Source organism: Facklamia sp. P12955 (genome assembly GCF_050409565.1).
Classification (GTDB): Bacteria; Bacillota; Bacilli; order Lactobacillales; family Aerococcaceae; genus Facklamia.
Genome location: NZ_JBNUPF010000024.1, coordinates 1 through 23,152 on the forward strand (window position 1 = coordinate 1; position 23,152 = coordinate 23,152).

Consider the following 23,152-nt stretch of genomic DNA (forward strand, 5'->3'; position numbering starts at 1 on the left):
TTTTTCATCTGTTGCCATGAATGTCATTGTATCAAAATCATATGACCATTCTAAGCCTTTTAATCCTTGACCTGCTACATAGTCGTGGAAGTATTGGTCAGCTGCTTGCATACTTTCTGCTTTATATTCTGATGTAATATTAGTATCAGCTGTTTTTACTATTAATTTGTAAGTATATAATTCTGGTGCTTTTTCATCTGTTGCCATGAATGTCATTGTATCAAAATCATATGACCATTCTAAGTCTTTTAATCCTTGACCTGCCACATAATCGTGGAAATGTTGCTCAGCTGCTTGCATACTTTCTGCTTTGTATTCTGAAGTAATATTTGTATCTGCTGTTTTTACTTCTAATTTATAAGTAGTTTTCTGCTCTTGTGCTTCAACTGGATTATTTTGAGTTTGTGCGTTTACTGATGTTGCTACTGGCATTCCTGCTGCTGCAACAGTTAATGCTGCAACTGAAGTTAATAATAATTTTTTCATTTATTATACCTCTTTCTTTTTTGTTTTTTATTTTTCTAGCGACGGCTGGAAAGCTATTTGCATTCCTTACTTTTAATATTAACAAACTTCTAAATAATTTTCAAGGCTTTTTAAAGATAAAATTTAAAAACTTTAGGAATTCTTTAGAGTTTTGTTAGTACTTAAGTTTGAATAAGCATTTAACTTTCTTCCAACATGAATAATTATAACCTTCTCTTAAAGAATAGCAAGTAAATCTAAAGTTTTTAAAGATACAATTCGGTTTCAAATATTACAAGTATTGTAATGTTTGATTCTTTAATGTAAGTCTTCCCTTAAGATTGGAATTTCGACCCGAAAGACAAGATCTTGTTCTTCCACAATTCCATAAGCTACCCCTTGATGAAGGGCAACCATATTGCGTACAATCGCTAACCCTAAGCCTGATCCCGGTTTTTGAGAGGTCCGTGAGCTGTCAGCTCGATAGGATCGTTCAAATACTCGTTCCAAATCTTCCTCATTCAATAAGGTGCCATTATTTCGAAACTCGATAACCACCCATTTTTCTGTTTTAATCGTATCCAGTCTGTTTTTTTGATAGCGAGTATATTTTTTATACTCTTGATCAGTCATTTCTGTCACTAATATTTTTTGATAAGTGGCACCTTCTCCGTATTTAAAAGTGTTGGTTATAAAGTTGTTAAATACTCTTACCATTTTTTCAGGATCAATTTCTAATACCAAGTCACTTGGTGTGACTTGACAGAACATTTCAATCCCTGCTTGCTTGGCTTGCAAATTAAAGTCAGCAAGCACCTGTTCTGTAAAAGCTTGCATAGCTATAGCTTGTTTATTAACTTTTGCAGTCGTTTGTTGGGTGGAGGTATATTCAAACAGATCATTGATTAATACTTGCATGCTTTTAGCTTTACTATGCACTGTTTTTATATAAGAGGCCAGTTCTTCTTGAGTTAAATCTGAGCTGTCTTGAATCAGTCTTAAATACCCAAGTATTGAGGTAAGTGGCGTTCGAATATCATGACCTATATTATTCATTAATTCATCTTTTGTTTTCTCGGTCTCGTCTCTTTCCTTAAAAGCTTGATTAATAGAGTCCATCAGGGTGTTCACATCCTGAGCCAAAGTGACATAGTCTCCAATTCCCTCATTGGGAATTCTCAGGTCATACTTGCCTTTAGCCATGGCGGAAATATATTTACGAATATACCTTAAAGTAATCCGATTTCTTTCATGAATATATCTAAAAGTCACTGTAATAAATAAAGTAGCAAGATAAAGACCAATTAATATTTGATTACTTTTATTATAGAGTGTATATGCGATAATGTTATCTTTCAAATTTGTTTTAATGGTCCATCCTAAATTGAATGTTAAAAAATTTAAGAGTTGTTGATAGCTAAACATTAGCACAAGATAAATAAAGGAAACGGTACCAGCTACTATAAATAGATTTATCGTCATTTCAATGCGGTCGCTTTTACTTAGTTTAAAACTTTTAAAAGAAGGAATTAGTCCAGCCTTTTTTTCTTCATTCTTATTTATCAATCTTATAGCCCACTCCCCACACGGTTTGAATAACTTTCTCGCCGCCAGTTGCTTCTTCTATTTTATTTCTGAGGTTACTTACATGGACCATTACCGTTTTAGTAGAAGCAGAGGAATTATCCTTCCAAACACTATTAAGAATTTCATCAGCAGACCAAACTTTCCCCCTTTGCTCGGCAAGTAACTGTAAAATTTCAAATTCCAGACCTGTTACTTTAATTTCTTCTCCTTCAGCAGTCATCACTTGATGTCCTTTAGTATCGATTGTGACTGCTCCTAGATTAATAAAGTCTTTACTGTCTTTTTGCGCTAAAGAATGAGCATTCACACCTTGACGTCTTAAGATACTCTTGACTCTAGCGACTACCTCTAAAGGTTCAAAGGGTTTAGTAACATAATCATCGGCTCCTGCAAGCAAGCCAGAAATTTTATCGGTTTGAGTCTGATTAGCTGAAATAAAAATAACTGGAATATCTACATTTTTATGACGCATGGCTTCTAATACTTCCATCCCCGTCATTTTAGGCATCATAATATCTAAAAGAGCGATATCTAATTCAGGATGTAAGTTAATTATTTCTAAAGCTTCTTCTCCGTTATTAGCTAATATACACTCATATCCCTCATTACGCATATAAATATGTAATAAATCTAAAATTGCTTTGTCATCATCTGCAATTAATAACTTGACCATTTTCTTCCCTCCTCAATCTTTCTCTTCCATTATAGCCCAACTTTTTAAATTTATCTTTAAAAAGGGAAAAACCTGATCAGAAGATCTGACCAGGTTAATATAGATGGGATAGAGAAATTATTTAACTTCTACAGATCCACCAACTTCTTCAATTTTAGCTTTCAATTCTTCAGCGTCTTCTTTAGAAATGCCTTCTTTGATTGCTTTAGGAGCGTTGTCTACTAATTCTTTAGCTTCTTTCAAGCCCAAGCCAGTAGCTTCACGAACCACTTTGATTACTTTAATTTTAGCGTCGCCAGCTGAAGTTAATACTACGTCAAATTCAGTTTGCTCTGCAGCAGCTTCGCCACCGCCAGCAGCAGGTCCAGCTGCAACAGCTACAGGAGCCGCAGCAGATACGCCAAATTCTTCTTCAATTGCTTCTACTAATTCGTTTAATTCTACAACTGTTGCTGATTTGATATCTTCAATAATTTGTTCAATATTTAATGCCATTTTGGTTTCCTCCAAATATTTTTTTAGTTTATATTGTACTTATGCGACGAGCGATCGATTTAGGCAGCACCTTTTTTGTCGATAATTCCGTTCAAAGCGTAAACCATTTGTTGTGCTGGGTTTGCTTGAGAAAGGACAGATGCCACATTGCGCATTGGCGCTTGCAATACAGATAGTAACATTGAAAGTAATTCTTCGCGACCAGGCATTTTCGCTACTTGTTCAATCATTTCTTTAGTAGCTGCTTGACCTTCAACAATTCCGCCACGAATTTCAAGAGTTTCATTGTCTTTAGCAAAGTTTGCTGAAATTTTCGCTGGATTTACGACGTCATCTGAGAAGACAATCGCTGAAGGACCCTTGAATAAATCTTGAGGAACTTCGATTCCTGCTTTTTCAGCCGCACGACGAAGCATTGTGTTTTTCACAACCTTCATTTGAACGCCTGCATCACGTAATTGTTTACGGTAGTCTGTTACTTCTTCAACCGTTAAGCCAAGATAATCCACTACAACGATTGTTGCAGAGTTTTTCATATCTTCAGCAATTTTTTCAATTTCTTGAGCCTTTGCATTTAATACTGCTTCTTTAACCATGTTTCTTCTTTCACCTCCATCAAATAGGTATAGAGATTTTTAAAATTAAAAATCTCTATGTCACCTAGACATAGAGATAGCTTCCTGTTTAACGGGAACTTCCTCGGTAAGAAATTAAGGCTTAGCCACTTACTGTCTTAGGTCGTTTAAAATACTTATTTATCATAGTGATAAACAAATTATTTGTCAATATGAAATTATAAACTTTCGACGTTAATCTTGATTCCGGGTCCGAAAGTGGTTGCTAAAGCTAAATTAGTAATATAAGTTCCTTTAGCTGTAGCTGGCTTCACACGCATAATTTGCTCATGAAGTGCTTTGAAGTTTTCCACTAATTTTTCATCTTCAAAAGATACTTTACCAATTGGAACATTCACGATACCTGCTTTATCTGCACGGTAAGTTACTTGTCCAGCCTTGATATCGTTAACGGCTTTGGTTACGTCCATTGTAACGGTACCTGTTTTAGGGTTTGGCATTAAGCCTTTAGGTCCTAAGACACGACCCAAACGTCCAACTTGTCCCATCATATCTGGGGTAGCTACCATTACGTCGAAATCTAACCAACCACCGTTGATTTTATTAATTAGATCTTCTTCACCAACAAAGTCTGCTCCAGCAGCTTCTGCTTCAGCGGCTTTTTCACCTTTTGCAATAACTACCACTGTTTGTGTTTTACCTGTTCCATGTGGTAGCACCATTGCGCCACGAATTTGTTGGTCTGCTTTTTTAACATCGATATTTAAATTGTAAGATACTTCAACAGAGGCATCAAATTTTGCAAAATCAATTTCTTTTGCTAATGCGACTGCTTCTGTTACATCATATTTCTTTGTACGGTCAACTTTTTCTCTTGCCGCTACATAGTTTTTGCTTTTCTTAGCCATTTGTTTTTCCTCCTATATTTGTGGTTATTCGGGGTTTCCCTCCCACACCCGATAGAAACGGGGCGAGAAGCTACCTTGGCGCTTAGTCTTCGACTGTAATCCCCATTGAACGGGCAGTTCCTTCAACCATACGCATAGCAGCTTCTACATCGGCTGCATTTAAGTCTGCCATTTTAATTTCTGCGATTTCACGGACTTGATCACGTGTAACCTTTCCGACTTTGTTCTTGTTAGGTTCACCTGAAGCCTTTTTCAAGCCAACAGCTTTTTTCAATAGGATTGGAGCTGGTGGTGTTTTAGTAATAAAGGTAAATGAACGGTCTTCATAGACATCAATAACAACTGGAATAATCATTCCTTGTTGATCTTGAGTACGTGCGTTAAATTCCTTCGTAAAGGACATGATATTAACGCCGGCTTGACCTAACGCTGGTCCTACTGGTGGAGCTGGGCTCGCTTGACCTGCAGGGATTTGTAATTTTACTTGAGTGACAACTTTTTTAGCCACGAATATTCCTCCTTATGTCAATTTTCGTGATGTGGTAATTGGAGCTTTTATCTTTTTTAAACTTGCTCCTCCCACCCAATGCATGGTTTGAATACATGCATTGCAATATTATAACGGAAGGCTTATGAGATTGCAAGAAGTTTTTAAATAGCTTTTTCTTGTTTCGGACATTTATTGATTAAGTAAATACAAGCAGCTACTAAAATAACTGTAACCACAAGACCCCCCTCAAATCCAAAGTCTCCACCATTGATCAAACTGGCCTCAGCTTTGGATTTAGTTAGTAATAGTGTGCCCGGTAATACCAATCCACTCACTTGGACCCCAAAGACCACACCCATTATAAAATTCCAAAAGGAATGAGCAGCTCCTGTTAACCACATATTATCAGTAATATAGAATAATAAGGAAAAGAAAATACCGGCTAAGGCAATGTTAACTAAGGCTAAAACTGTAACTCCTGGATTGCCATAATGCAACAAACTAAAGAAGATGGAGTTTATCAAAATGGCAAGAGGAACTCCCCAAGCGGCTGCCAAGCCATTCATCAAGTAACCTCTCAAGAGGATTTCTTCAGACATTCCTTGGATCATAAAGCCGACTAATAAGAGGATAAACGCCACTCCATCGGCGTGAGGGTTCATTTGGACAGAGATCGTCCCCATCAAAAGATTAACTAAAAAAATAAAGAACATTAAGGCGGTAGCAATTACGACGCCCATCCCATATTTTTTTAGGAAATTATCTTTATAAAAGCCAAAGGAGTTAAGTCTGCGTCCTTGCAACCATTTAGCCAAAAGGACCGTTGTAATAATAGTAATAATCGTTAAAAATAGTTCTAAATAAACCATTAATGGCTCGTTTAACAGTGCTTGACCTACATCTTCGGTTAAAAAGGAATCACCAAATTTCATATAGATTAATGGACCAATTAAAAAAACTGAAATAAGTGAAGCAAATAGTAAACTAACAAGATTTATAAGCGCAGTAAAAGCAATAACCCTAAATGGTTTTTTGCCTGCTTGTTTCTGCGTCAACTGCATCGATTGATTGAAAGGCCAGTTCATAGTTTTCCTCCTATAAAAATCTAAAAAGTCTTTTGCTTTATTTGATAACGCAAGTAACGTATGTATACGGCTAAGGTCAGAATAAATACAACCGCAATCACAAGATAAAAGAAGTTATGTCTTAATCCAAAGGATGAACGAGGATAATGATGATAGAGTAGCCCTAATTGAAAGATTAAAACAGCCGGCATAATTGCCTGGTTACCATAACGTGCATACAAGTAGCTACTTCCGGCTGCAATAGCAAGAATTAAAAGGCAAGCAAGTGCTATCATCCACCCATTATGACTGTTTAATCCTTTACTCACTAAATAGCTATAAAAAATATGGGCCGTCATACTGATCAACCAACCGGTATGAAGACCAATGGGAAGCTTTAATAGCCAACTTGGTTCGTTCAGGGAGCTTTTATATGAAATTAATTTCATAAAAGAAATAATCCGTCTCAAATAGAGCACCATAAGGATGAAGGTAAATAAATATAATTGTTGCGACCATATCAAAAGATAGACTGTATGGTAAAAAGATAATTCAACTAATTTGGGAGCCACTAACAGTGAATAACTCTGATCAAAAGTTGTAAAAGCCTGTCTCCGTTGTCCCGCAAATAAACCAAACGCTTCCCATAGAATAATGATTGGCCAGAGATAAAAAGTGAATTCTACAGGAAGCAAAACATGAGGAACTTCCTCTAAGACTTGGTTCAAGCTGATGGATTCGATAAAACTGGCATCAAAAACCAACTGTAAGCACAAAACCAAGAGATACATCACCATGGCTAAACGAAAATAGAGGATGTGGTGGTCAGTCTTTTGTTTCATGAAACCACCTAATTAAAGATTGTCTTTGCGCACTTGCATAAAGTCCAATTCGGCTACTGTTTCACGACCAAACATTTCAATAACTACTTTAAGTTTTTGATTTTCTTCACTGATTTCTTCGATTTCTCCAGTCATTCCTGAGAAAGCGCCATCGATAATTTCAACTAAATCGCCCACTTCAACTTCTAATTGAACTTTCTGAGCAGGCTTATCCCCCAAGATCGCTTCCATTTCCTCAGGTAAAAGAGGTGCCGGCTTAGATCCAGCGCCATGTGAGCCTACAAATCCAGTCACGCCTGGCGTATTACGAACAATAAACCAAGACTCATCAGACATCACCATTTCAACTAACACATAACCTGGGAAGGTCTTTTGAATCTTTGTTTTCTTCTCTCCATCTTGCATTTCGGTTACCTCTTCTTCAGGTACTACCACATTGAAGATAAAGTCTTCCATATTCATACTTTCTGCTCGCATCATAATATTCTCTTTTACTTTATTCTCATAACCAGAATAAGTATGCAAAACGTACCATTCCTTATTAGATTCCATAGTTAAATCTCCTTTAATTAATTTCTTGTAAAATAAAAAACCTACAAGGGTGTAGGTTTTATTTGTATTCTATTATAACATGCTTAAGCAAATAATAAATATTTTTATGATTATGCGCCTAGACTAATTAACCAGTCGATGAAATTGCCAAATACAAAATCTGTTAAAGCAAAGTATAATCCAAAGAAAATAATCATCATAATTACGGTCCAAGTAAATTTATTTACTTGCTTAGCTGTAGGCCAAGTTACTTTTTTCATTTCTTGGGCAATGCCTTTAATGTAACTCATTATATTCCTCTTTTCTATTTGGTTTCTCTATGAATCGTGTGTTTATTACAATTCTTGCAGAATTTCTTAATTTCTAATCGAGTGGTTTGGCCCGCTTGAGTTGGTATCATTTGATAATTACGGTTTCCACATTCACTACAAGCTAGTGACGCTTTCTTTTGAGCCATTTTCCCACCTCCGTCTTTTGTTTAGAATCATTAAGAATGATAAATAGAAATCTTTTAAATGTCAAGCTTAGCTTAGCATTTACTATCTTAATTCAATTTATCTTTAACCTCTTCAACAAATTTTTTACGCCCGGAACCACGGTAGAAATTTTGATAATGATCCGGTTCTTTGCGGTGAAAGTCTTGGTGATAGTCCTCTGCAAGGTAAAATGTTTGGGCTGGACTGATTGGCACAACAATCGGCTTTTTGAAAACTTGTGACGCTTCAAGTTCTGCTTTCGATTGTTCGGCTTCTTCCTTTTGGGCTTGGGTACTATAAAAAATTTCTGGTCGGTAAGAGGAGCCTCGATCACCGAACTGTCCATCTTTATCAGTCGGATCGACTGAAGACCAATAAATTTTTAGAAGTTCTTGATAGCTTATTTTACTAGGATCGTATTCGATTTTGACAGCTTCTGCATGACCCGTTTGTCCTGAGCAGACTTCTTCATAGGTAGGATTCACACTATCTCCACCCGTATAGCCAGAAGCTACAGAGATAACACCATCTCTTTCATCAAATGGATGAACCATGCACCAAAAACAACCTCCTGCAAAAATCGCCGTTTCTTTATTTTCCATAATTTTACCTCCCTTATTTAATTAAATAAATCCGTAAAGAATTTTCGAACAGCATTCCAAGTATTTTCGCCAGTATTTTGAACATTTCGCCAAGTTTTTTCTAAGATATTGGCTTCTTCGATATCTTCTGCTACTTTTACTGGCACATAATTTCCTCTACCGGACTTTAGAATAGGTAGACGATAATCAGCTATATCGACTTGCATTTTTCCTACAACCTTGCCTGCTTTAACAGGCGCTTTAACGTGATAATTGGTCACTTCTTGATTAGCTGTAAATTGATAAACCAGTCGTGGGGCCGTATCAATAATAGGTACCACTAATTGTAAGTTTGATCCATACATTAATTGTAACTTATTAACTTTGCCATTTTCCACTTTAATGGAGTCTAGGTGAGTAGCTAATGAATTTTCTTCAATAACTGTTTCAATGCGGAAGATATTTTGGGCCCTTTCAATCAATTCTCTACTAACTTGATAAAGCTTTTCGTTTTCACTGACACCTAATACCACTACTATTAGACGTAAATCATTCTTTTCTGTCGTTGCAACTAAATTATAACCATCTTCTTCTGATTTACTGGCAGTCAAACCATCAACATTCTCCATAGCATAAAGTGAATTAGCACTTTCAATTAGCAGATTGGGATTGGTCATTTCAAACTCATCGCTCGTATCTTCTTGAAAAAGCTTTTGATAAATCTGACTAGCTTCCATGCATTCAGGGTATTCATTAATCAGATGATAGGCTATGGTAGCAACTGTTTGAGCAGTCATTTTGTTAGTTCGCCCTTGATAAATGCTTTCAGAATCACCCACTTGATAACGATCACTCACTCCAGTCACATTTATTAAATCAAAATCTTCTTCTCCCCATTCATTTAACTGTTCTTTCATTTGCTTAAGTGTTTCTGCTTCGGATCCAGTTAATTCTTCTGCTAAGGCTAAGGCCGCTCCTCTGGCAGCATTTAAACTAACAGCTTCCATTAAATCTTTTAAGGAATAAGACAAGTCTTGTCTTAAAGGAACATTCGGCAAATTATAATCTTGACTCAAAGCGTAAACCTCGTCCGATATCCATACCTCTTGATCACTGTCCAACTGACCTTGATCAATGGCTTGATACACCCTATATAATAAAAGTAATTGACTAAAAGAACCCACTTCAACTAGCTGGTCCACTTCATGCTTATAAAGGATTTGCCCATTGAGGCCGTCTACAATATAGGCCCCCTTTACTTCCTCAAAAACAGGCATCGCGTTTACCAGATTTTCAGCTATACTTTCTTCCGGCAGAGTATCCATTTCTTGCAAGGAAGCCTCATCAGTGGGATTTGAATCTTTCGATGTAGTCACAGCATAACCATCAGTTGATAGAAAGTTATTCATAAGTAATCCTAAGACAAGTATCCTTTTAATACCGTTTATAAGCAATGTTAGGCTCCACTCCTCACTCTTTATGCTCATTTAAAAGTTGCTTTTTCTATTATACCCAACTGAATAAAAAAAGGTAGTTCTCACTTTCCTATTAAAATAAGCTTTTCCTAATTTAGATACAGAGTTATTCAATTGTTAGCAGCTTTTAATTTTACTTGTCTTTTTTAAGTAAAAAATGATAGAAATTAATAAAAAAGTATCAAAGTCTATTGCAGTAGGCTTTGATACTTCAGTTTATCTTTATCTTGAATAGTTTGGTGCTTCCTTGGTGATATTAATGTCATGTGGGTGAGATTCAATCAGTCCTGCACCAGACATTCTTACAAATTGTGCTTCCTCACGCAATTCTTTAAGGTTAGCTGAACCGGTATAACCCATACCAGATCTTAAACCTCCAACCATTTGGAAGATAACATCTTCAACGGCACCTTTATATGCAACACGTCCTTCAATACCTTCAGGAACCATTTTGTTGGCTTCTGATTTTGATTGGAAGTAACGATCACTTGATCCTGAACGCATAGCAGCTAAAGAGCCCATGCCACGATAAGATTTGTATTTTCTACCTTGATAAATTTCCATTTCACCTGGTGATTCATCTGTTCCTGCTAACATAGAGCCGAGCATAGCCGCATGCCCACCCGCTGCAAGCGCCTTAACAATATCACCTGAATACTTAATGCCGCCATCAGCAATAATGGTTTTACCAAATTCTTTTGCTGCTGAAGCACATTCATAGATAGCAGTTAGTTGAGGAACTCCTACTCCGGCTACTACACGAGTTGTACAAATTGAACCAGGTCCGATACCCACTTTTACAATATCAACACCAATTTCAAATAAAGCGCGTGTCGCTTCGGCTGTTGCTACGTTACCAGCAATAATGGTTACATCTGGGTAAGCCTCTCTGATTTCTTTGACTTTACGAATCACGCCTTCAGAATGCCCGTGAGCGGTATCAATTACAATCGCATCAACTTGTTCTTTAATTAAGGCTTCTGCCCTTTCAAATGTATCACTAGTTATTCCAATGGCTGCCGCCACTAATAGTCTACCATGTTGATCTTTAGCAGCTTGAGGATATTGAATGACTTTCTCAATATCTTTTATAGTAATTAGACCTGAAAGACGTCCTTCATCATCTACTAGTGGTAATTTTTCAATCCGATTTTTATAAAGAATCTTTTCAGCTTCTTCTAGTGAAGTGCCAATGGCTGCTGTTACCAGATTCTCATGAGTCATGTGAGAGCCAATATTATCTTGATAATTTTCAATGAAACGCATGTCACGATTTGTAATAATACCTACAAGTGTCAAATCGTCTTCACTTTTTACAATTGGAACACCTGATATGCGGTAATGACTCATTAAATCTTCTGCTTCTTGCAATAGATTCTCAGGAGTTAAATAAAATGGGTCCAAGATAACGCCATTTTCCGAACGTTTTACTTTTCGTACTTCGTTTGCTTGATCTTCAATAGACATATTCTTATGGACAACACCTAATCCTCCCTGTCTGGCTATAGCAATCGCCATGTTCCCATCCGTTACGGTATCCATACTGGCTGATAAGATGGGAATATTTAGTTTTAAATTAGGGGCTAATTGGACTGATAAATCGACATCATTTGGTAATACCTCACTATGAGCTGGAACTAACAAGACATCATCAAATGTGTAACCTTCACGCGCAAATTTTGTTTCCCAAGATGACATTATTTTCCTCCTATATGTTTTTGATTCTCTACAAGCGATTCGACGATAATTTCCAACTAATTTAACATGTTAGTGGGAATGAAACAAGTTTTTTGCAGATGTTAGATTATGAGAAGTATTTAATGTTCGTCTTTTTATCAAACAGCATGCCCTTAAAAGAGTCCACCAACTATTTTCCACTTTCTCTTTAAGTAATAACGTAAGACCAAAGTAATTACACCCAGTATGATATAGCCCATAGGCGGTAAAATTGGGTTAATTACCGGCGGTATAAAGGCTTGACTTAACATAATTAAACCAATCCAAGCCATCATTGCAATTGTAGATGCCATGAAATAGCGCCCATAACCCTTTTGCCCTTTAGGAGCATCCAAGTCTGGTAAGACTTTTGCTGTTCGCATCATCGCATAACCACCGATAGCATAATTGAGGATAACTGTTAGGATACCCATATAGAAATTTTCTTGAACATTTGAACTCCCACTTAAACCAAATACACCCGTTATTAGGGTGAAAATAGCTCCTAACATTAACCCACCATCGACAGCAATTTGCCAATCCGGTGACTTCTCTTTTTCTTCATGCTCTTTTACTGCTTTACTAATAATAATCTGACTAGTTTCACTAGGCGTTCCATAAATATGTTTAGCAGTATGACCATCTTTTTGCCCTTCTAAAAGTGTATCTACCATTTCCAAATAAACTACTTGACAATTTGCTTGTGATATTTGTTCTTCTTTTAAGTAGCGATCAATGTCTAGCATAAATTTTAGATTACGTTTGGTTAACTGGTCCACCTTTTCTTGTGGTACCCCAGTTAATATCGAGCTTTCTTGACTTTCAACTGCCACTTGATTTTCAAGTGGTTGGCTATTTGAGACTTCTTCTACAACTTTTTCTTCTTGCTGATCTTTCATTGAATTTCCTCCTATACATTAAAGCGAAAGAGCATAATGTCTCCATCTTTAACTATATACTCCTTACCTTCTGAGCGATAGAGGCCTTTTTCTTTTACTGCTTGCTCAGAGCCATACTTCACTAAATCATCATAAGCCATGGTCTCTGCACGAATAAATCCGCGTTCAAAATCTGAGTGAATCACACCGGCTGCTTGTGGTGCCTTCATTCCTACTTTAAAAGTCCAAGCTCGAACTTCTTTTTCACCGGCTGTAAAATAAGTTCCCAAACCAAGCAATTTATAAACTGATTGAATTAAGCGGTCAAGACCTGAAGTTTTTAAACCGTAATCTTCTAAGAAACTGGTCTTTTCTTCATCATCTAGTTCTGCAATCTCTTCTTCTAAACGAGCGGAAACAGGAACAACTTCTGCGCCTTGCTGGTCAGCTAATTCACGAACTTTTGCTAAGAACGGGTTTCCTTCTGGATTGCTAACTTCTTCTTCACCTATATTGGCAACATAAAGCATTTTCTTACGTGTTAACAAGAACAAGTTATTGACGTAAGGTAATTGTTCATCGTAAAACTCCACACTATTAGCTAATTGGTTGTGTTCCAAAGCCTCTTTTAATTTTAAAAGTACTTCATGCTCAGCAACAGCCTCTTTGTCTTTAGTACGTGCTAACTTTTCAACTTTAGTAATTCGTTTTTCAATGGTTTCTAAATCTGCCAAAATCAGCTCTAAGTTAATGGTTTCAATATCTTCAATCGGATCAACTTTACCTGAAACGTGAGTAATATTAGAGTCTTCAAAACAACGCACAACGTGACAAATGGCATCTACTTGGCGGATATTGGCTAAGAATTTATTACCCAGCCCTTCCCCTTTACTCGCTCCTTTTACTATCCCTGCGATATCGGTGAATTCTATTGTAGTCGGGATGGTTTTTTTTGGTTTGACAAGGCGAGTAATCTCTGTCAAACGTTCATCAGGGACTTCCACAACCCCTACGTTAGGATCAATAGTAGCGAAAGGATAATTTGCCGCTTCCACTCCAGCTTTAGTAATTGCATTAAATAAAGTTGATTTGCCCACATTTGGTAGTCCCACAATTCCTGCTGTTAATGCCATAATTTCACTCTCTTTCTAAAGGTTTACTTCTTGATGTTTTTTAAGAATTTTTTTCATCTTCTTTTCAAAGTCACGGCGTGTCATGGTAACAATATGCTGACAATTTTCACAACGTATACGAATATCCATACCCATTCGTATAATTTGCCAGCGATTAGTTTGACAAGCATGTGGCTTTTTCATTTCTACTATATCGAACTTATCGTAAGCTTTTGGATCCATTTTGACCCTCCTATTTGTCACTATTTAAACTTGAATGTTAAGTAAGTCTAGAATTCTTGTCAAATCTGAATCGTTGACGAATTCTAATTCAATTTTTCCCTTGTTTCCTTTTGAAACAATTTTAGCGGGTGTCCCAAACTTTTCTTCCATTTGATTTTCAATTGCTAACCAAAGTGGTGATTTATTTTCGGTTCGTCCCTTTTTCGTCATTTTTGGTAATGATTGATTATATTTTTGTACTACTTCTTCTAACTGACGCACTGTAAGCTGTTCTTTAACAACTTTTTTAGCTAAATTCTCCATCTGACTCTTATCTTTTAACCCTAAAATGGTGCGTGCTTGGCCCATAGATAGTTTTTCTTCATTTACTAACTGTTTAATTGGATCTGGCAATTGAAGTAAACGAATATAATTGGCTATATAAGGGCGACTTTTCCCAATACGTTCAGCAACTTCTGCTTGCGTTAGTTTTAAACGTTCCATTAGCATATCATATGCTTCTGCTTCTTCTAAAGGACTCAAGTCTTCTCTTTGCAAGTTCTCTATTACAGCAATCTCAATCATTGCTTCTTCATCAAGTTCTCTAACAATTGCTGGAATGGTTGTTTTGCCTGCCAATTTAGAAGCACGTACCCTACGCTCTCCTGCAATAATTTCATATCCTTTAATAGAGGATTTTCTAATAATAATAGGTTGGAAAACACCCGTTTGACGAATCGATTCCGCTAACTCATTCAAAGCATTGAGATCAAAGTGTTTTCTAGGTTGGTAGGGATTTGGACGAATATCTTCTAATTTAATTTCGGTGACCATTTCGTGATCGTTAGGTACTTCTTCATAAGCTGAACTAAAGAGAGCTTCCATTCCACGACCTAGTCCACCTTTTTTTGGTTTATTGGCCATTATTGATCACTTCCTCTGCCAATTCTTTATACATGATGGCTCCTCTAGATTTTGGGTCATAATCAATTACTGACAAACCATAAGATGGAGCCTCTGACAAACGAATGTTTCGTGAAATTACCGTATCATATACTTTCTCTTGGAAGTATTTACGTACTTCATCAACTACTTCATAGCCCAAGTTCGTGCGCGCATCTAGCATAGTTATTAATACACCTTCAATTCTGAATTGAGGATTTAATGACTTTTGAACTAAGCGGATTGTATTTAATAATTGACTTAAACCTTCTAAGGCATAATATTCTGCTTGAACCGGAATCAAAATTGTATCAGATGCTGTAAAGGCATTAATAGATAATTGCCCTAAGGACGGTGGACAATCTACTAAAAGATAATCATAATCTTGCTTTATTGATTCTACAGCTTCTTTTAAGCGAAATTCGCGGTCTTTAAAATTTACTAATTCAATTTCAGCAGCTGCTAAAGAAATAGTTGATGGGATAATATCTAGATTTTCTCTAGAAGTGGTTAAGATACTATCCTGAATAGGTACTCGATCGACCAGCACTTCATATAAGCTATAAGTCACATCGCCTCTTTCAATTCCTAAACCGGAAGTAGCATTTCCTTGAGAATCGGAGTCAATAACCAGTACCTTTTTCCCCATAAAGGCTAATGCTGCACCCAAATTAACAGTTGTGGTTGTTTTACCAACTCCGCCTTTTTGGTTGCCGATTGCAATCATTTTTCCCATATGCTTCCTCCTTTTATTTTATAGGCTGTTTGCTTGGCTTACCTGCTTTACGTGGATATTTATTGGGAGTATCTAATGTTTTTTCTATTAATAATAGTGTTCTCTCACCTTCATCTTCAGGCAGATAAGTTTGCACCACTTGTTCTAACTTTGCTCCTAATATTTTAATCGCCTTTTCAGCTTCTTTTAATTCCGTATTTGTTTGTTCATGGCTGCCTTTTAAAACTATAAATTTTCCACCTTTTTTTAGTAAAGGAAGACAGTACTCAGCTAAAACATTTAAAGGAGCTACTGCCCGAGCAGTCACTAAATCAAATTGTCCACGATAATTTGAATCTTGGCCCACATCTTCAGCCCTGCCATGGAGAAACTCTATTTGTTCAAGTTTTAAATTGGAACTTAAATCTTTTAAAAACTGAATACGTTTATTTAAAGAATCGATAATCGTCAGTTCAATTTCAGGATGAATAATTTTGATTGGTAAGCTTGGAAAACCTGCTCCCGCTCCTACATCACACATCTTCAAATAATAGTTCGCTAAAGGTAAATGCCACAGCGGCATTAAAGAATCATAGAAGTGTTTAAGATAAACTCCTTCTTTATCAGTAATAGCTGTCAGATTAACTTTTTGATTCCATTCAATTAACCACTGATAATAAGTGGAAAACTGTAGTAGTTGATCGGGACTAATTGATAATCCTTGATCTTGCAATTTCTTTTTAAACTGATTTTCTTCCATATAATCCCTCTCATTTTGGTAATTGTGAAACAATGTTTCACAGCAACTTTACTTTACTAAAATAACTACTCAATAGCAACATCTATCCTTCAATAAATTTCGAAAGATAATTAAATTACTTAAATTTATAGTATCTGCTTTTTTCATTTTAAAAAGATCCCTTCTTAATTAGCTTGCTAATTGAGAAGAAGATCTTTATCTTTTTGGTGATTTTTAGTTGATTATTGATGAGATTCAATTTTTGCAATTTTACCCTGTTGAATATAGATTGAAAGAATGGCAATATCAGCCGGATTGACACCTGAAATTCGACTAGCCTGTCCAATGTTAGAAGGTCGAATTAATTTTAATCTTTCTCTTGCTTCAGTTGCTAAGCTATCCACTGCATCGTAATCTAGGTTTTCAGGAATTATTTTTTCTTCCATAGCTTTAACACGATCGACCTTATGGTTAGCTTTATTAATGTAGCCTGCATATTTGATTTGAATTTCAACTTGTTCTCCTACTTGTCGATTAACTTCAGTCGTTAAAATAGGTAAAGCTTTAATCAATTCAAAATATTTAATTTCCGGTCTTTTTAAAAGTTCACTAGCTAAAATTCCATCTTTAAGTGGCGTTGAATTGATTCTTTCAAAATACTCTGCTAAACCCTCTGTACTTGGCTTAATACGAATAGACGCTAAGCGATCAAGTTCTGCTTTTACAGCAGCTTCTTTCGTTTTAAAATGCTGATAACGTGCTTCATCCACCAATCCAATTTTATAGGCTTTTTCTGTCAAACGGAAATCTGCATTATCATGACGTAGTAATAAACGGTATTCAGCCCGAGAAGTTAGCAAACGATAAGGTTCAGTCGTTCCTTTTGTTACAAGGTCATCAATCATAACACCAATGTAGCCTTCTGAACGCGTTATAATAAAAGGGTCTTTGTCAAAAGCCTTATGGCAAGCATTGATTCCTGCAACAATTCCTTGTCCTGCTGCTTCTTCATAACCACTCGTTCCATTCATTTGACCGGCAGTGAATAAGCCAGGTAAATCTCGCACTTCTAAGGATAGCGTTAATTGATGGGGTACCACTACATCATATTCAATAGCATACCCTGCTCGCATCAATTTTGCTTCTTCTAAACCTTCTACTGAATGGAGCATCTCTAGTTGGACATCTTCTGGTAAAGAAGTTGACAAGCCTTGGACATACATTTCTTTAGTATTACGACCTTCAGGTTCGATAAACACTTGATGGCGTGGTTTGTCACTAAAACGAACTATTTTGTCTTCTATTGATGGGCAATACCTAGCCCCTACTCCTTCAACTATTCCCGAAAACATAGGTGCTTTATGCAAATTATTTCTAATTATATTATGCGTTTGACCATTGGTATGTGTCAACCAACAAGATATTTGATCTTGCAAATAATCTTTATCATCTGTCAAATAAGAAAAATGATTCGCTTTAATATCGCCAGGCTGTTCTTCTGTTTTGTCAAAATGGACTGAGTCATAATGCACTCGTGGAGGTGTTCCAGTTTTAAAACGAGTTAATTCAATCCCTAATTCCATTAAATGTTCAGACAGTTTAACAGAAGGTAGGGTGTTATTAGGACCGGAAGAATAGGCTAAATCTCCAATAATAATTTTTCCTCGTGAAGAAGTACCTGCCGTTAGAACTACAGATTTAGCACGATAAATAGCCCCCGAATTGGTAATAATACCGCGACATTGATTTTCTTCAATTAAAAGTCTTTCAACAAGTCCTTGTTTGAGGTCTAAATTATCTGTTTCTTCTAAGACTTGCTTCATTGTATTGGAGTAATGTTGCTTATCTGCTTGAGCTCTGAGTGCTTGAACTGCTGGTCCTTTACCGGTGTTTAAAAGACGCATTTGGATATAAGTCCTATCTATATTACGTCCCATTTCTCCACCCAGTGCATCAATTTCACGTACAACGACCCCCTTAGCAGGTCCACCAATTGATGGATTACATGGCATAAAGGCTACCATTTCTAGATTCATCGTAATTAAAAGTGTTTGAGCACCTAGTCGAGCTGAAGCTAAAGCTGCTTCCGAACCTGCATGCCCGGCTCCTACAACAATTACATCATATTGACCCGCTTCATATGTTTGCATTATATTTCACCTCTGTTTTTCATAAATTCAACCTGATGGTCGATTAAGTCACCCTTTTTATCATAAGCAAATTTAGCCCAAAAATAAGGTTTGTTTTCTAAGACCCATTGTAAAAAGAGATAATCCCCTTCCCAAATTGGTTTGTCCAAGACATCGTCATAATCCACCCACTCTAAAGTCCCTTCGTCACAGTCCTTTAATAGGTCTCCTTCAAAATCTGTCACTCTATAGACAAAAGAATACCAATCTCTATCATCATGGGTAAAATCTGGAAAAGTTATGAAACCTAAGGGGATTAAGCTTTTGGCCCTTAGACCCGTTTCTTCATAAATTTCACGAATTGCACACTCTTGAGGACTTTCTCCTGCTTCAAATTTTCCACCGACGCTAACCCATTTTCCTCCATGGATATCATTTTCTCTTTTATTACGGTGGAGCAATAATAACTGTTTTCCATTATCCAGATAACAAATTGTAGATAATTGTTGCATTATAGCTTTCCTACTTTCCTAAACAGAATTGACTAAATAACTTATCTAATAATTCATCTTGTACGCTATCACCTGTTATTTCGCCCAAAAGATCCCAGGCTCTAGTAAAATCTATTTGTACCAAATCAACAGGTACGTCTGCTTGACAAGCATTCACAACTTCGTCAAGCGCTTGAATTGCTTGCTTTAGTAAATTAGTATGACGTGAATTAAGTAAATAATTAATATCATTCGACTCTAAATTTCCCGTATAAAACAAATTTTCAATTCTTTCTTCTAGTAGATTTAATCCTTGATCTTTTAAGATTGAAATTGGGATGATTTCCTCTTTATTTACTACATTTGTCAACTTTGTAAAATCAATTTGACTCGGCAAATCGGTTTTATTTAATAAAATGATTCGCTTTTGATCCTTTGTCAAAGATAAAAGTTCTTTGTCAATTTCTGTCAAAGCTTCAGATTGATTTAAAATCAAAATAACTAAATCAGATTCTTCCATAATTTTACGACTTTTAGCCACACCAATTTGCTCTACCAATTCATCAGTTTGGCGAATGCCTGCTGTATCGATTAAATGTAGGGGGACTCCTTTGACATTGATGTATTCTTCAATAGTATCTCGAGTTGTTCCAGCGATATCAGTCACGATTGCTTTGTCAAATCCAGTTAAGTAATTTAGTAAACTCGACTTACCAACATTTGGTTTACCTATAATAGCTGTTCGTATTCCTTCACGGAAAAGACGGCTATTTTGAGCTTTTTTCAAAATTTGATTTATTTTATTTTTTACATATTGTGCTGTTTCTATAAGAGTTTGACTAGACATCTCTTCAACATCATCATATTCCGGATAATCAATCGTTACTTCAATTTGAGCTAAACTTTCAAGCATTTCTTGGCGCAATTGTCTAATTTGCTGAGATAGGGTTCCTTTTAATTGGTTTAGAGAAGCGTCCATAGCTTTACCTGTTTTAGCTTGAATTAAATCCATCAAAGCTTCTGCTTGTGACAAATCAATGCGACCATTTAGAAAGGCGCGCTTTGTAAATTCACCTGGTTCAGCCATGCGCGCACCTTCTAATAAACAACTTTCCAGGATTCGCTGCATAGCTACGATACCACCATGACAATTAATTTCTACTATGTCTTCACGTGTATAGGTTTTTGGTCCTTTTAAGATAGTGACCATTACTTCATCTAAGACTTTTTGATCCTTATCTACTATATGACCATAATGGATGGTATGACTTTCAACCTGACTCAAGTCTTTGCCTTTAAATATTTTTTTTATTATTGGCAAAGCATCCGGACCACTCATACGTACTATTCCAATAGCTCCCTCGCCAATTGCGGTTGAGATAGCTGCAATTGTGTCTAAAATATACATACTTAATACCCCCTTTAATCATAAAAAAAGTGCTCAACGAAAGATACCTAAGTTTTTTAGGTCATTCGAAAGCACTTTGACTGCCTGTCTATTTATCGTAGTAATTGTATCAAATCGTTATTCTTCTTGCAAGATAGGTGTGAAACTGTTTAGCTAAATTATATTTAAAAGAGAGTGTCTAGCTTTTTTTTAACATAAGCTCTCCAAAACATTTGCCTTAATAAAAACACCATTCCTCTAATTAAGAATGGTGATCTTCACTTATTCTAAGGTTAATTCTTCACTACTCAAAGGCGTTTGCGTATTACTACTATCTTCTTGCTTGACCCATTTGGGATCTATTTGATGAATTCCATTAGGAGGATAAGAAATGGCATTGAGTAGCATACCATTCCCAAATACTTCTAAACTCACTTGATTAACAGAGTAATAGTCAGCAATATTCACCATCATGGCAATTGCTACCGCTTTTTCACCTGCTGGATGTCGGTTTAAACTAGCAACAACACCGCTTGAAAAATTGAGATGGGCTATTCCATTGGACTCATAAATATCAACCACTTGTATTTCGGGAGTAATCCATTGGTTATCGTAATAAAAGCGCTGAAAAGCTGTTGCTAGGGTATCGTTTGTTTGCCAGGCAAAGTCAACTGTCTCTTTTTGAATAAAAGGTTCTTCTGTTGAAGATTGAGGCATGTACCAATCCATTTTGCTTACTAACATTACATTATCTGTAATCGATTCTGCGAGATAATATTCCTCTTTATTTTCTTGCCATTGAGCAATAATCCCTTTATTAGCAGCAAATAGCTGATGTCTTTCGCCCTCTTCAAATTGAGTCACAACTTCAATCACTTCTTGATAGATTTGATCACCGATATTCACTTCTTTATATAAGCCGACGATTTTTGAAGGAATGTTACCGTCATATAACCATTCAGTTCCTACTTTTAAAGGAGATTGTAAAATGATTAGACCTTTTTCTAATTGATTAGCTTCTATTGAGTTTTTTAAATAATTAGTAAATCGATGCTCTTTTTCAAATTTTCCGTATAGTTCAATCACTTCAGTATTCCAACGATAGAGTTCAATGGTTTTTTCATCAGCTAGCGTCTCTCTCACTTGCATCTGTTGGCTTGTTTGATCCATATATTCAACATAGCTAGTTTTACCATTGGAAAGGATTTTTACTTGATTAGCATTATAAGGAAGAAAATTTTCTAAATTATAGTTTACATCTTCTCCTTCTTTAATCCACGAGTTAGGATCAATAACTACTTGGTCGGATGTATTGGCTTTCTTATTATTTATTTGATCTAGCTGTGTTTCTTTATTTTCTGCTTGTTTCTTCTCTATCTTCATTTGGTTTTCTTTACTCAATTTAATCATAGGTTCTTGTTTACAAGCTGATAAAGTAATAACAATTAACAAAAGCCAAAATATCTTTCTGCCAGACAGACTCAAATCCGTCACCTCCTAAAACAAGCTATATTATATCATAATTTTTATAACCTTCTAATATAATTTTACTAGTGCTTCGTTTTAAAAATAAGACCATTGATTTATTCATGATAATTTTCAATTATGACTAAACATTTATAAAAAAGGTTTGAGAGAAAAAATCCCTAAGCAGAGCTTAGGGACGTAATTAATATTATGGGACGTAATCTACCACTAAATATCGATTAGGATCTTTACCTTCAGAGTGGGTTGCAATATGCTCATATTGTCCAAGATAAGCATGAATTTGTTTGCGTTCATAAGCAGGTAACGGATCTAGGATGACTGTTTGTTTGGTAGTTAAAACTTGCTCAGCAGTTCTTTCTGCCATTTGTTCAAGTACATTTAAACGACGGTCACGGTAATCCCCAACATTTAATAAAACTGAGATTCGTTTACGATCACGTCTATGCAATAAAACCTGAACTAAAGTCTGTAAGGAATTGATAATTTTTCCATGTTTACCAATGACTAAACCTGATTTGTCCGTTTCAATATTAAAAACTAACTGATTACCTCTTAATTCGTATTCAATGTGCGATTCTGCACCATATAAACGAATAACTTCTTCGAGGTAATGGCAAGCCGCTTGATACTCTTCTTCTATTGTAGATTCACTTTGTGCATCTTCTGTTTCAGACGTTTGGTTTTCATTTGAAACTTTTTCACTCACTTTTTGCTCGACTGTTTCAGATTTTTTATCTTCTGCTTGTTTTTCAATGGAAGATTCTTTTTCTAAAACAACATTGTCAGTTTTTCTTTGATCGTGAACCTCTTCTTTAACAGGCTCACTATGTTTTTGATTATTTTGACGGATATAATCTTTAGTTTTATTTACTGTTTCTTTATGTTTTTGACCTGTTTTATCCTTATGTTCCATTCCAACTTTTTTTTCTAATTGATTGGTTAATTCTTTTAATGATAGATCAGTCTTAGCTTCAATATGAACTACTGCTTCTTGCTTACCGAAGCCAAAGAAACCTTTTTTTCCTTCACTTATAATACGGATATCGGCTTCTTCTCGACTAATTCGCAATTGTTTTAACCCTTTTTCAATAGCTAATTCGACATTTTCAGCCCTAACAGTCATATTATGATCTAACATATCATCACTCCT

The 23,152-nt window shown here is 35.9% G+C and carries 26 protein-coding genes and 1 other annotated feature; all 26 genes read right to left on the reverse strand.

The genetic code is table 11. The features are described from left to right. The coding region (locus ACQV2G_RS07250; RefSeq protein ID WP_428876484.1) for a hypothetical protein at positions 1–486 on the reverse strand (486 nt) is incomplete at its 3' end. Positions 487–783: 297 nt separating this feature from the next. Beyond that, positions 784–2,031, reverse strand: a complete 1,248-nt coding sequence (locus tag ACQV2G_RS07255; RefSeq protein WP_428875547.1) for a sensor histidine kinase — start codon at positions 2,029–2,031, stop codon at positions 784–786. Further along, positions 2,021–2,725 (reverse strand): response regulator transcription factor, encoded by a 705-nt coding sequence (locus ACQV2G_RS07260; protein WP_428874541.1) that lies wholly within the window; start codon positions 2,723–2,725, stop codon positions 2,021–2,023. Before ACQV2G_RS07260 ends, ACQV2G_RS07255 begins: the two co-directional genes overlap by 11 nt. A 117-nt stretch (positions 2,726–2,842) precedes the next feature. After that, the gene (gene rplL, locus ACQV2G_RS07265) at positions 2,843–3,220 is read right to left on the reverse strand and encodes a 50S ribosomal protein L7/L12 (protein WP_428875546.1); all 378 of its coding nucleotides are present in this window, start codon (positions 3,218–3,220) and stop codon (positions 2,843–2,845) included. A gap of 59 nt (positions 3,221–3,279) precedes the next feature. Beyond that, the gene (rplJ, locus tag ACQV2G_RS07270) at positions 3,280–3,816 is read right to left on the reverse strand and encodes a 50S ribosomal protein L10 (RefSeq protein ID WP_428874539.1); all 537 of its coding nucleotides are present in this window, start codon (positions 3,814–3,816) and stop codon (positions 3,280–3,282) included. A 37-nt stretch (positions 3,817–3,853) separates the two neighbouring features. Continuing rightward, positions 3,854–3,976: a sequence feature (ribosomal protein L10 leader region), on the reverse strand. Between the two features lie 37 nt (positions 3,977–4,013). Further along, the gene (gene rplA, locus ACQV2G_RS07275; protein WP_428874538.1) at positions 4,014–4,703 is read right to left on the reverse strand and encodes a 50S ribosomal protein L1; all 690 of its coding nucleotides are present in this window, start codon (positions 4,701–4,703) and stop codon (positions 4,014–4,016) included. An 82-nt stretch (positions 4,704–4,785) separates the two neighbouring features. After that, positions 4,786–5,211: a 50S ribosomal protein L11 gene (rplK, locus tag ACQV2G_RS07280; protein ID WP_428874537.1), complete on the reverse strand. Its 426-nt coding sequence runs from the start codon at positions 5,209–5,211 to the stop codon at positions 4,786–4,788. Positions 5,212–5,354: 143 nt separating this feature from the next. After that, a complete protein-coding gene (locus ACQV2G_RS07285) occupies positions 5,355–6,278 on the reverse strand; it encodes a lysostaphin resistance A-like protein (RefSeq protein WP_428876485.1) in 924 nt (307 codons plus the stop codon). A gap of 20 nt (positions 6,279–6,298) precedes the next feature. Continuing rightward, the gene (locus ACQV2G_RS07290) at positions 6,299–7,099 is read right to left on the reverse strand and encodes a hypothetical protein (RefSeq protein ID WP_428876486.1); all 801 of its coding nucleotides are present in this window, start codon (positions 7,097–7,099) and stop codon (positions 6,299–6,301) included. 12 nt (positions 7,100–7,111) lie between these two features. Beyond that, on the reverse strand, positions 7,112–7,651 hold the full coding sequence (nusG, locus tag ACQV2G_RS07295) for a transcription termination/antitermination protein NusG (protein ID WP_428873018.1): 540 nt from the start codon (positions 7,649–7,651) through the stop codon (positions 7,112–7,114). Between the two features lie 110 nt (positions 7,652–7,761). Beyond that, positions 7,762–7,941, reverse strand: coding sequence for a preprotein translocase subunit SecE (gene secE, locus ACQV2G_RS07300; protein ID WP_090289890.1), 180 nt, complete (start codon positions 7,939–7,941; stop codon positions 7,762–7,764). A 14-nt stretch (positions 7,942–7,955) separates the two neighbouring features. Further along, a complete protein-coding gene (rpmG, locus tag ACQV2G_RS07305) occupies positions 7,956–8,108 on the reverse strand; it encodes a 50S ribosomal protein L33 (RefSeq protein WP_258436941.1) in 153 nt (50 codons plus the stop codon). 87 nt (positions 8,109–8,195) lie between these two features. Continuing rightward, complete coding sequence (msrA, locus tag ACQV2G_RS07310) at positions 8,196–8,729, reverse strand: peptide-methionine (S)-S-oxide reductase MsrA (RefSeq protein WP_428876487.1); 534 nt, start codon at positions 8,727–8,729, stop codon at positions 8,196–8,198. Positions 8,730–8,746: 17 nt separating this feature from the next. Next, on the reverse strand, positions 8,747–10,117 hold the full coding sequence (locus tag ACQV2G_RS07315) for a D-alanyl-D-alanine carboxypeptidase (RefSeq protein WP_428873022.1): 1,371 nt from the start codon (positions 10,115–10,117) through the stop codon (positions 8,747–8,749). 288 nt (positions 10,118–10,405) lie between these two features. Then, positions 10,406–11,881 carry an IMP dehydrogenase gene (gene guaB / locus ACQV2G_RS07320; protein WP_428875083.1) on the reverse strand — a complete coding sequence of 492 codons (1,476 nt, stop codon included), beginning with the start codon at positions 11,879–11,881 and terminating at the stop codon, positions 10,406–10,408. Positions 11,882–12,033: 152 nt separating this feature from the next. Next, a complete protein-coding gene (locus tag ACQV2G_RS07325) occupies positions 12,034–12,798 on the reverse strand; it encodes a DUF1129 domain-containing protein (protein ID WP_428873025.1) in 765 nt (254 codons plus the stop codon). A gap of 11 nt (positions 12,799–12,809) precedes the next feature. Next, on the reverse strand, positions 12,810–13,910 hold the full coding sequence (gene ychF / locus ACQV2G_RS07330; RefSeq protein WP_428873027.1) for a redox-regulated ATPase YchF: 1,101 nt from the start codon (positions 13,908–13,910) through the stop codon (positions 12,810–12,812). 15 nt (positions 13,911–13,925) lie between these two features. Further along, a complete protein-coding gene (locus ACQV2G_RS07335; protein ID WP_428873029.1) occupies positions 13,926–14,132 on the reverse strand; it encodes a DUF951 domain-containing protein in 207 nt (68 codons plus the stop codon). 24 nt (positions 14,133–14,156) lie between these two features. Beyond that, positions 14,157–15,035, reverse strand: coding sequence for a ParB/RepB/Spo0J family partition protein (locus tag ACQV2G_RS07340; RefSeq protein ID WP_428873031.1), 879 nt, complete (start codon positions 15,033–15,035; stop codon positions 14,157–14,159). Beyond that, positions 15,025–15,789 carry a ParA family protein gene (locus tag ACQV2G_RS07345; protein WP_428873033.1) on the reverse strand — a complete coding sequence of 255 codons (765 nt, stop codon included), beginning with the start codon at positions 15,787–15,789 and terminating at the stop codon, positions 15,025–15,027. The genes ACQV2G_RS07340 and ACQV2G_RS07345 overlap by 11 nt, the downstream gene beginning before the upstream one ends. A 13-nt stretch (positions 15,790–15,802) precedes the next feature. Continuing rightward, on the reverse strand, positions 15,803–16,528 hold the full coding sequence (gene rsmG, locus ACQV2G_RS07350) for a 16S rRNA (guanine(527)-N(7))-methyltransferase RsmG (protein ID WP_428875081.1): 726 nt from the start codon (positions 16,526–16,528) through the stop codon (positions 15,803–15,805). 221 nt (positions 16,529–16,749) lie between these two features. After that, complete coding sequence (mnmG, locus tag ACQV2G_RS07355) at positions 16,750–18,657, reverse strand: tRNA uridine-5-carboxymethylaminomethyl(34) synthesis enzyme MnmG (protein WP_428876488.1); 1,908 nt, start codon at positions 18,655–18,657, stop codon at positions 16,750–16,752. Continuing rightward, a complete protein-coding gene (locus ACQV2G_RS07360) occupies positions 18,657–19,148 on the reverse strand; it encodes an NUDIX hydrolase (protein ID WP_428873037.1) in 492 nt (163 codons plus the stop codon). The genes mnmG and ACQV2G_RS07360 overlap by 1 nt, the downstream gene beginning before the upstream one ends. A 10-nt stretch (positions 19,149–19,158) precedes the next feature. Further along, a complete protein-coding gene (gene mnmE, locus ACQV2G_RS07365) occupies positions 19,159–20,535 on the reverse strand; it encodes a tRNA uridine-5-carboxymethylaminomethyl(34) synthesis GTPase MnmE (protein ID WP_428873038.1) in 1,377 nt (458 codons plus the stop codon). Between the two features lie 261 nt (positions 20,536–20,796). Next, entirely contained in the window at positions 20,797–21,999 is a 1,203-nt protein-coding gene (locus ACQV2G_RS07370) for a hypothetical protein (protein WP_428876489.1), read from the reverse strand. Between the two features lie 190 nt (positions 22,000–22,189). After that, positions 22,190–23,140, reverse strand: a complete 951-nt coding sequence (gene jag / locus ACQV2G_RS07375) for an RNA-binding cell elongation regulator Jag/EloR (RefSeq protein ID WP_428876490.1) — start codon at positions 23,138–23,140, stop codon at positions 22,190–22,192. Positions 23,141–23,152: the final 12 nt, after the last annotated feature.

Bases quoted from the DNA above. Each gene is read 5' to 3' on its own strand.
- ychF (WP_428873027.1), bottom strand. From the start codon at position 13,910: ATGGCATTAACAGCAGGAATTGTGGGACTACCAAATGTGGGCAAATCA.
- ACQV2G_RS07340 (WP_428873031.1), bottom strand. From the start codon at position 15,035: ATGGCCAATAAACCAAAAAAAGGTGGACTAGGTCGTGGAATGGAAGCT.
- secE (WP_090289890.1), bottom strand. From the start codon at position 7,941: ATGAGTTACATTAAAGGCATTGCCCAAGAAATGAAAAAAGTAACTTGG.
- ACQV2G_RS07285 (WP_428876485.1), bottom strand. From the start codon at position 6,278: ATGAACTGGCCTTTCAATCAATCGATGCAGTTGACGCAGAAACAAGCA.
- ACQV2G_RS07325 (WP_428873025.1), bottom strand. From the start codon at position 12,798: ATGAAAGATCAGCAAGAAGAAAAAGTTGTAGAAGAAGTCTCAAATAGC.
- ACQV2G_RS07315 (WP_428873022.1), bottom strand. From the start codon at position 10,117: ATGAATAACTTTCTATCAACTGATGGTTATGCTGTGACTACATCGAAA.
- guaB (WP_428875083.1), bottom strand. From the start codon at position 11,881: ATGTCATCTTGGGAAACAAAATTTGCGCGTGAAGGTTACACATTTGAT.
- ACQV2G_RS07260 (WP_428874541.1), bottom strand. From the start codon at position 2,725: ATGGTCAAGTTATTAATTGCAGATGATGACAAAGCAATTTTAGATTTA.
- rplA (WP_428874538.1), bottom strand. From the start codon at position 4,703: ATGGCTAAGAAAAGCAAAAACTATGTAGCGGCAAGAGAAAAAGTTGAC.
- mnmG (WP_428876488.1), bottom strand. From the start codon at position 18,657: ATGCAAACATATGAAGCGGGTCAATATGATGTAATTGTTGTAGGAGCC.
- jag (WP_428876490.1), bottom strand. From the start codon at position 23,140: ATGTTAGATCATAATATGACTGTTAGGGCTGAAAATGTCGAATTAGCT.
- rpmG (WP_258436941.1), bottom strand. From the start codon at position 8,108: ATGGCTCAAAAGAAAGCGTCACTAGCTTGTAGTGAATGTGGAAACCGT.
- rsmG (WP_428875081.1), bottom strand. From the start codon at position 16,528: ATGGAAGAAAATCAGTTTAAAAAGAAATTGCAAGATCAAGGATTATCA.
- ACQV2G_RS07360 (WP_428873037.1), bottom strand. From the start codon at position 19,148: ATGCAACAATTATCTACAATTTGTTATCTGGATAATGGAAAACAGTTA.
- ACQV2G_RS07290 (WP_428876486.1), bottom strand. From the start codon at position 7,099: ATGAAACAAAAGACTGACCACCACATCCTCTATTTTCGTTTAGCCATG.
- ACQV2G_RS07345 (WP_428873033.1), bottom strand. From the start codon at position 15,789: ATGGGAAAAATGATTGCAATCGGCAACCAAAAAGGCGGAGTTGGTAAA.
- nusG (WP_428873018.1), bottom strand. From the start codon at position 7,651: ATGGAATCTAATAAGGAATGGTACGTTTTGCATACTTATTCTGGTTAT.
- mnmE (WP_428873038.1), bottom strand. From the start codon at position 20,535: ATGTATATTTTAGACACAATTGCAGCTATCTCAACCGCAATTGGCGAG.
- rplL (WP_428875546.1), bottom strand. From the start codon at position 3,220: ATGGCATTAAATATTGAACAAATTATTGAAGATATCAAATCAGCAACA.
- rplJ (WP_428874539.1), bottom strand. From the start codon at position 3,816: ATGGTTAAAGAAGCAGTATTAAATGCAAAGGCTCAAGAAATTGAAAAA.
- ACQV2G_RS07335 (WP_428873029.1), bottom strand. From the start codon at position 14,132: ATGGATCCAAAAGCTTACGATAAGTTCGATATAGTAGAAATGAAAAAG.
- msrA (WP_428876487.1), bottom strand. From the start codon at position 8,729: ATGGAAAATAAAGAAACGGCGATTTTTGCAGGAGGTTGTTTTTGGTGC.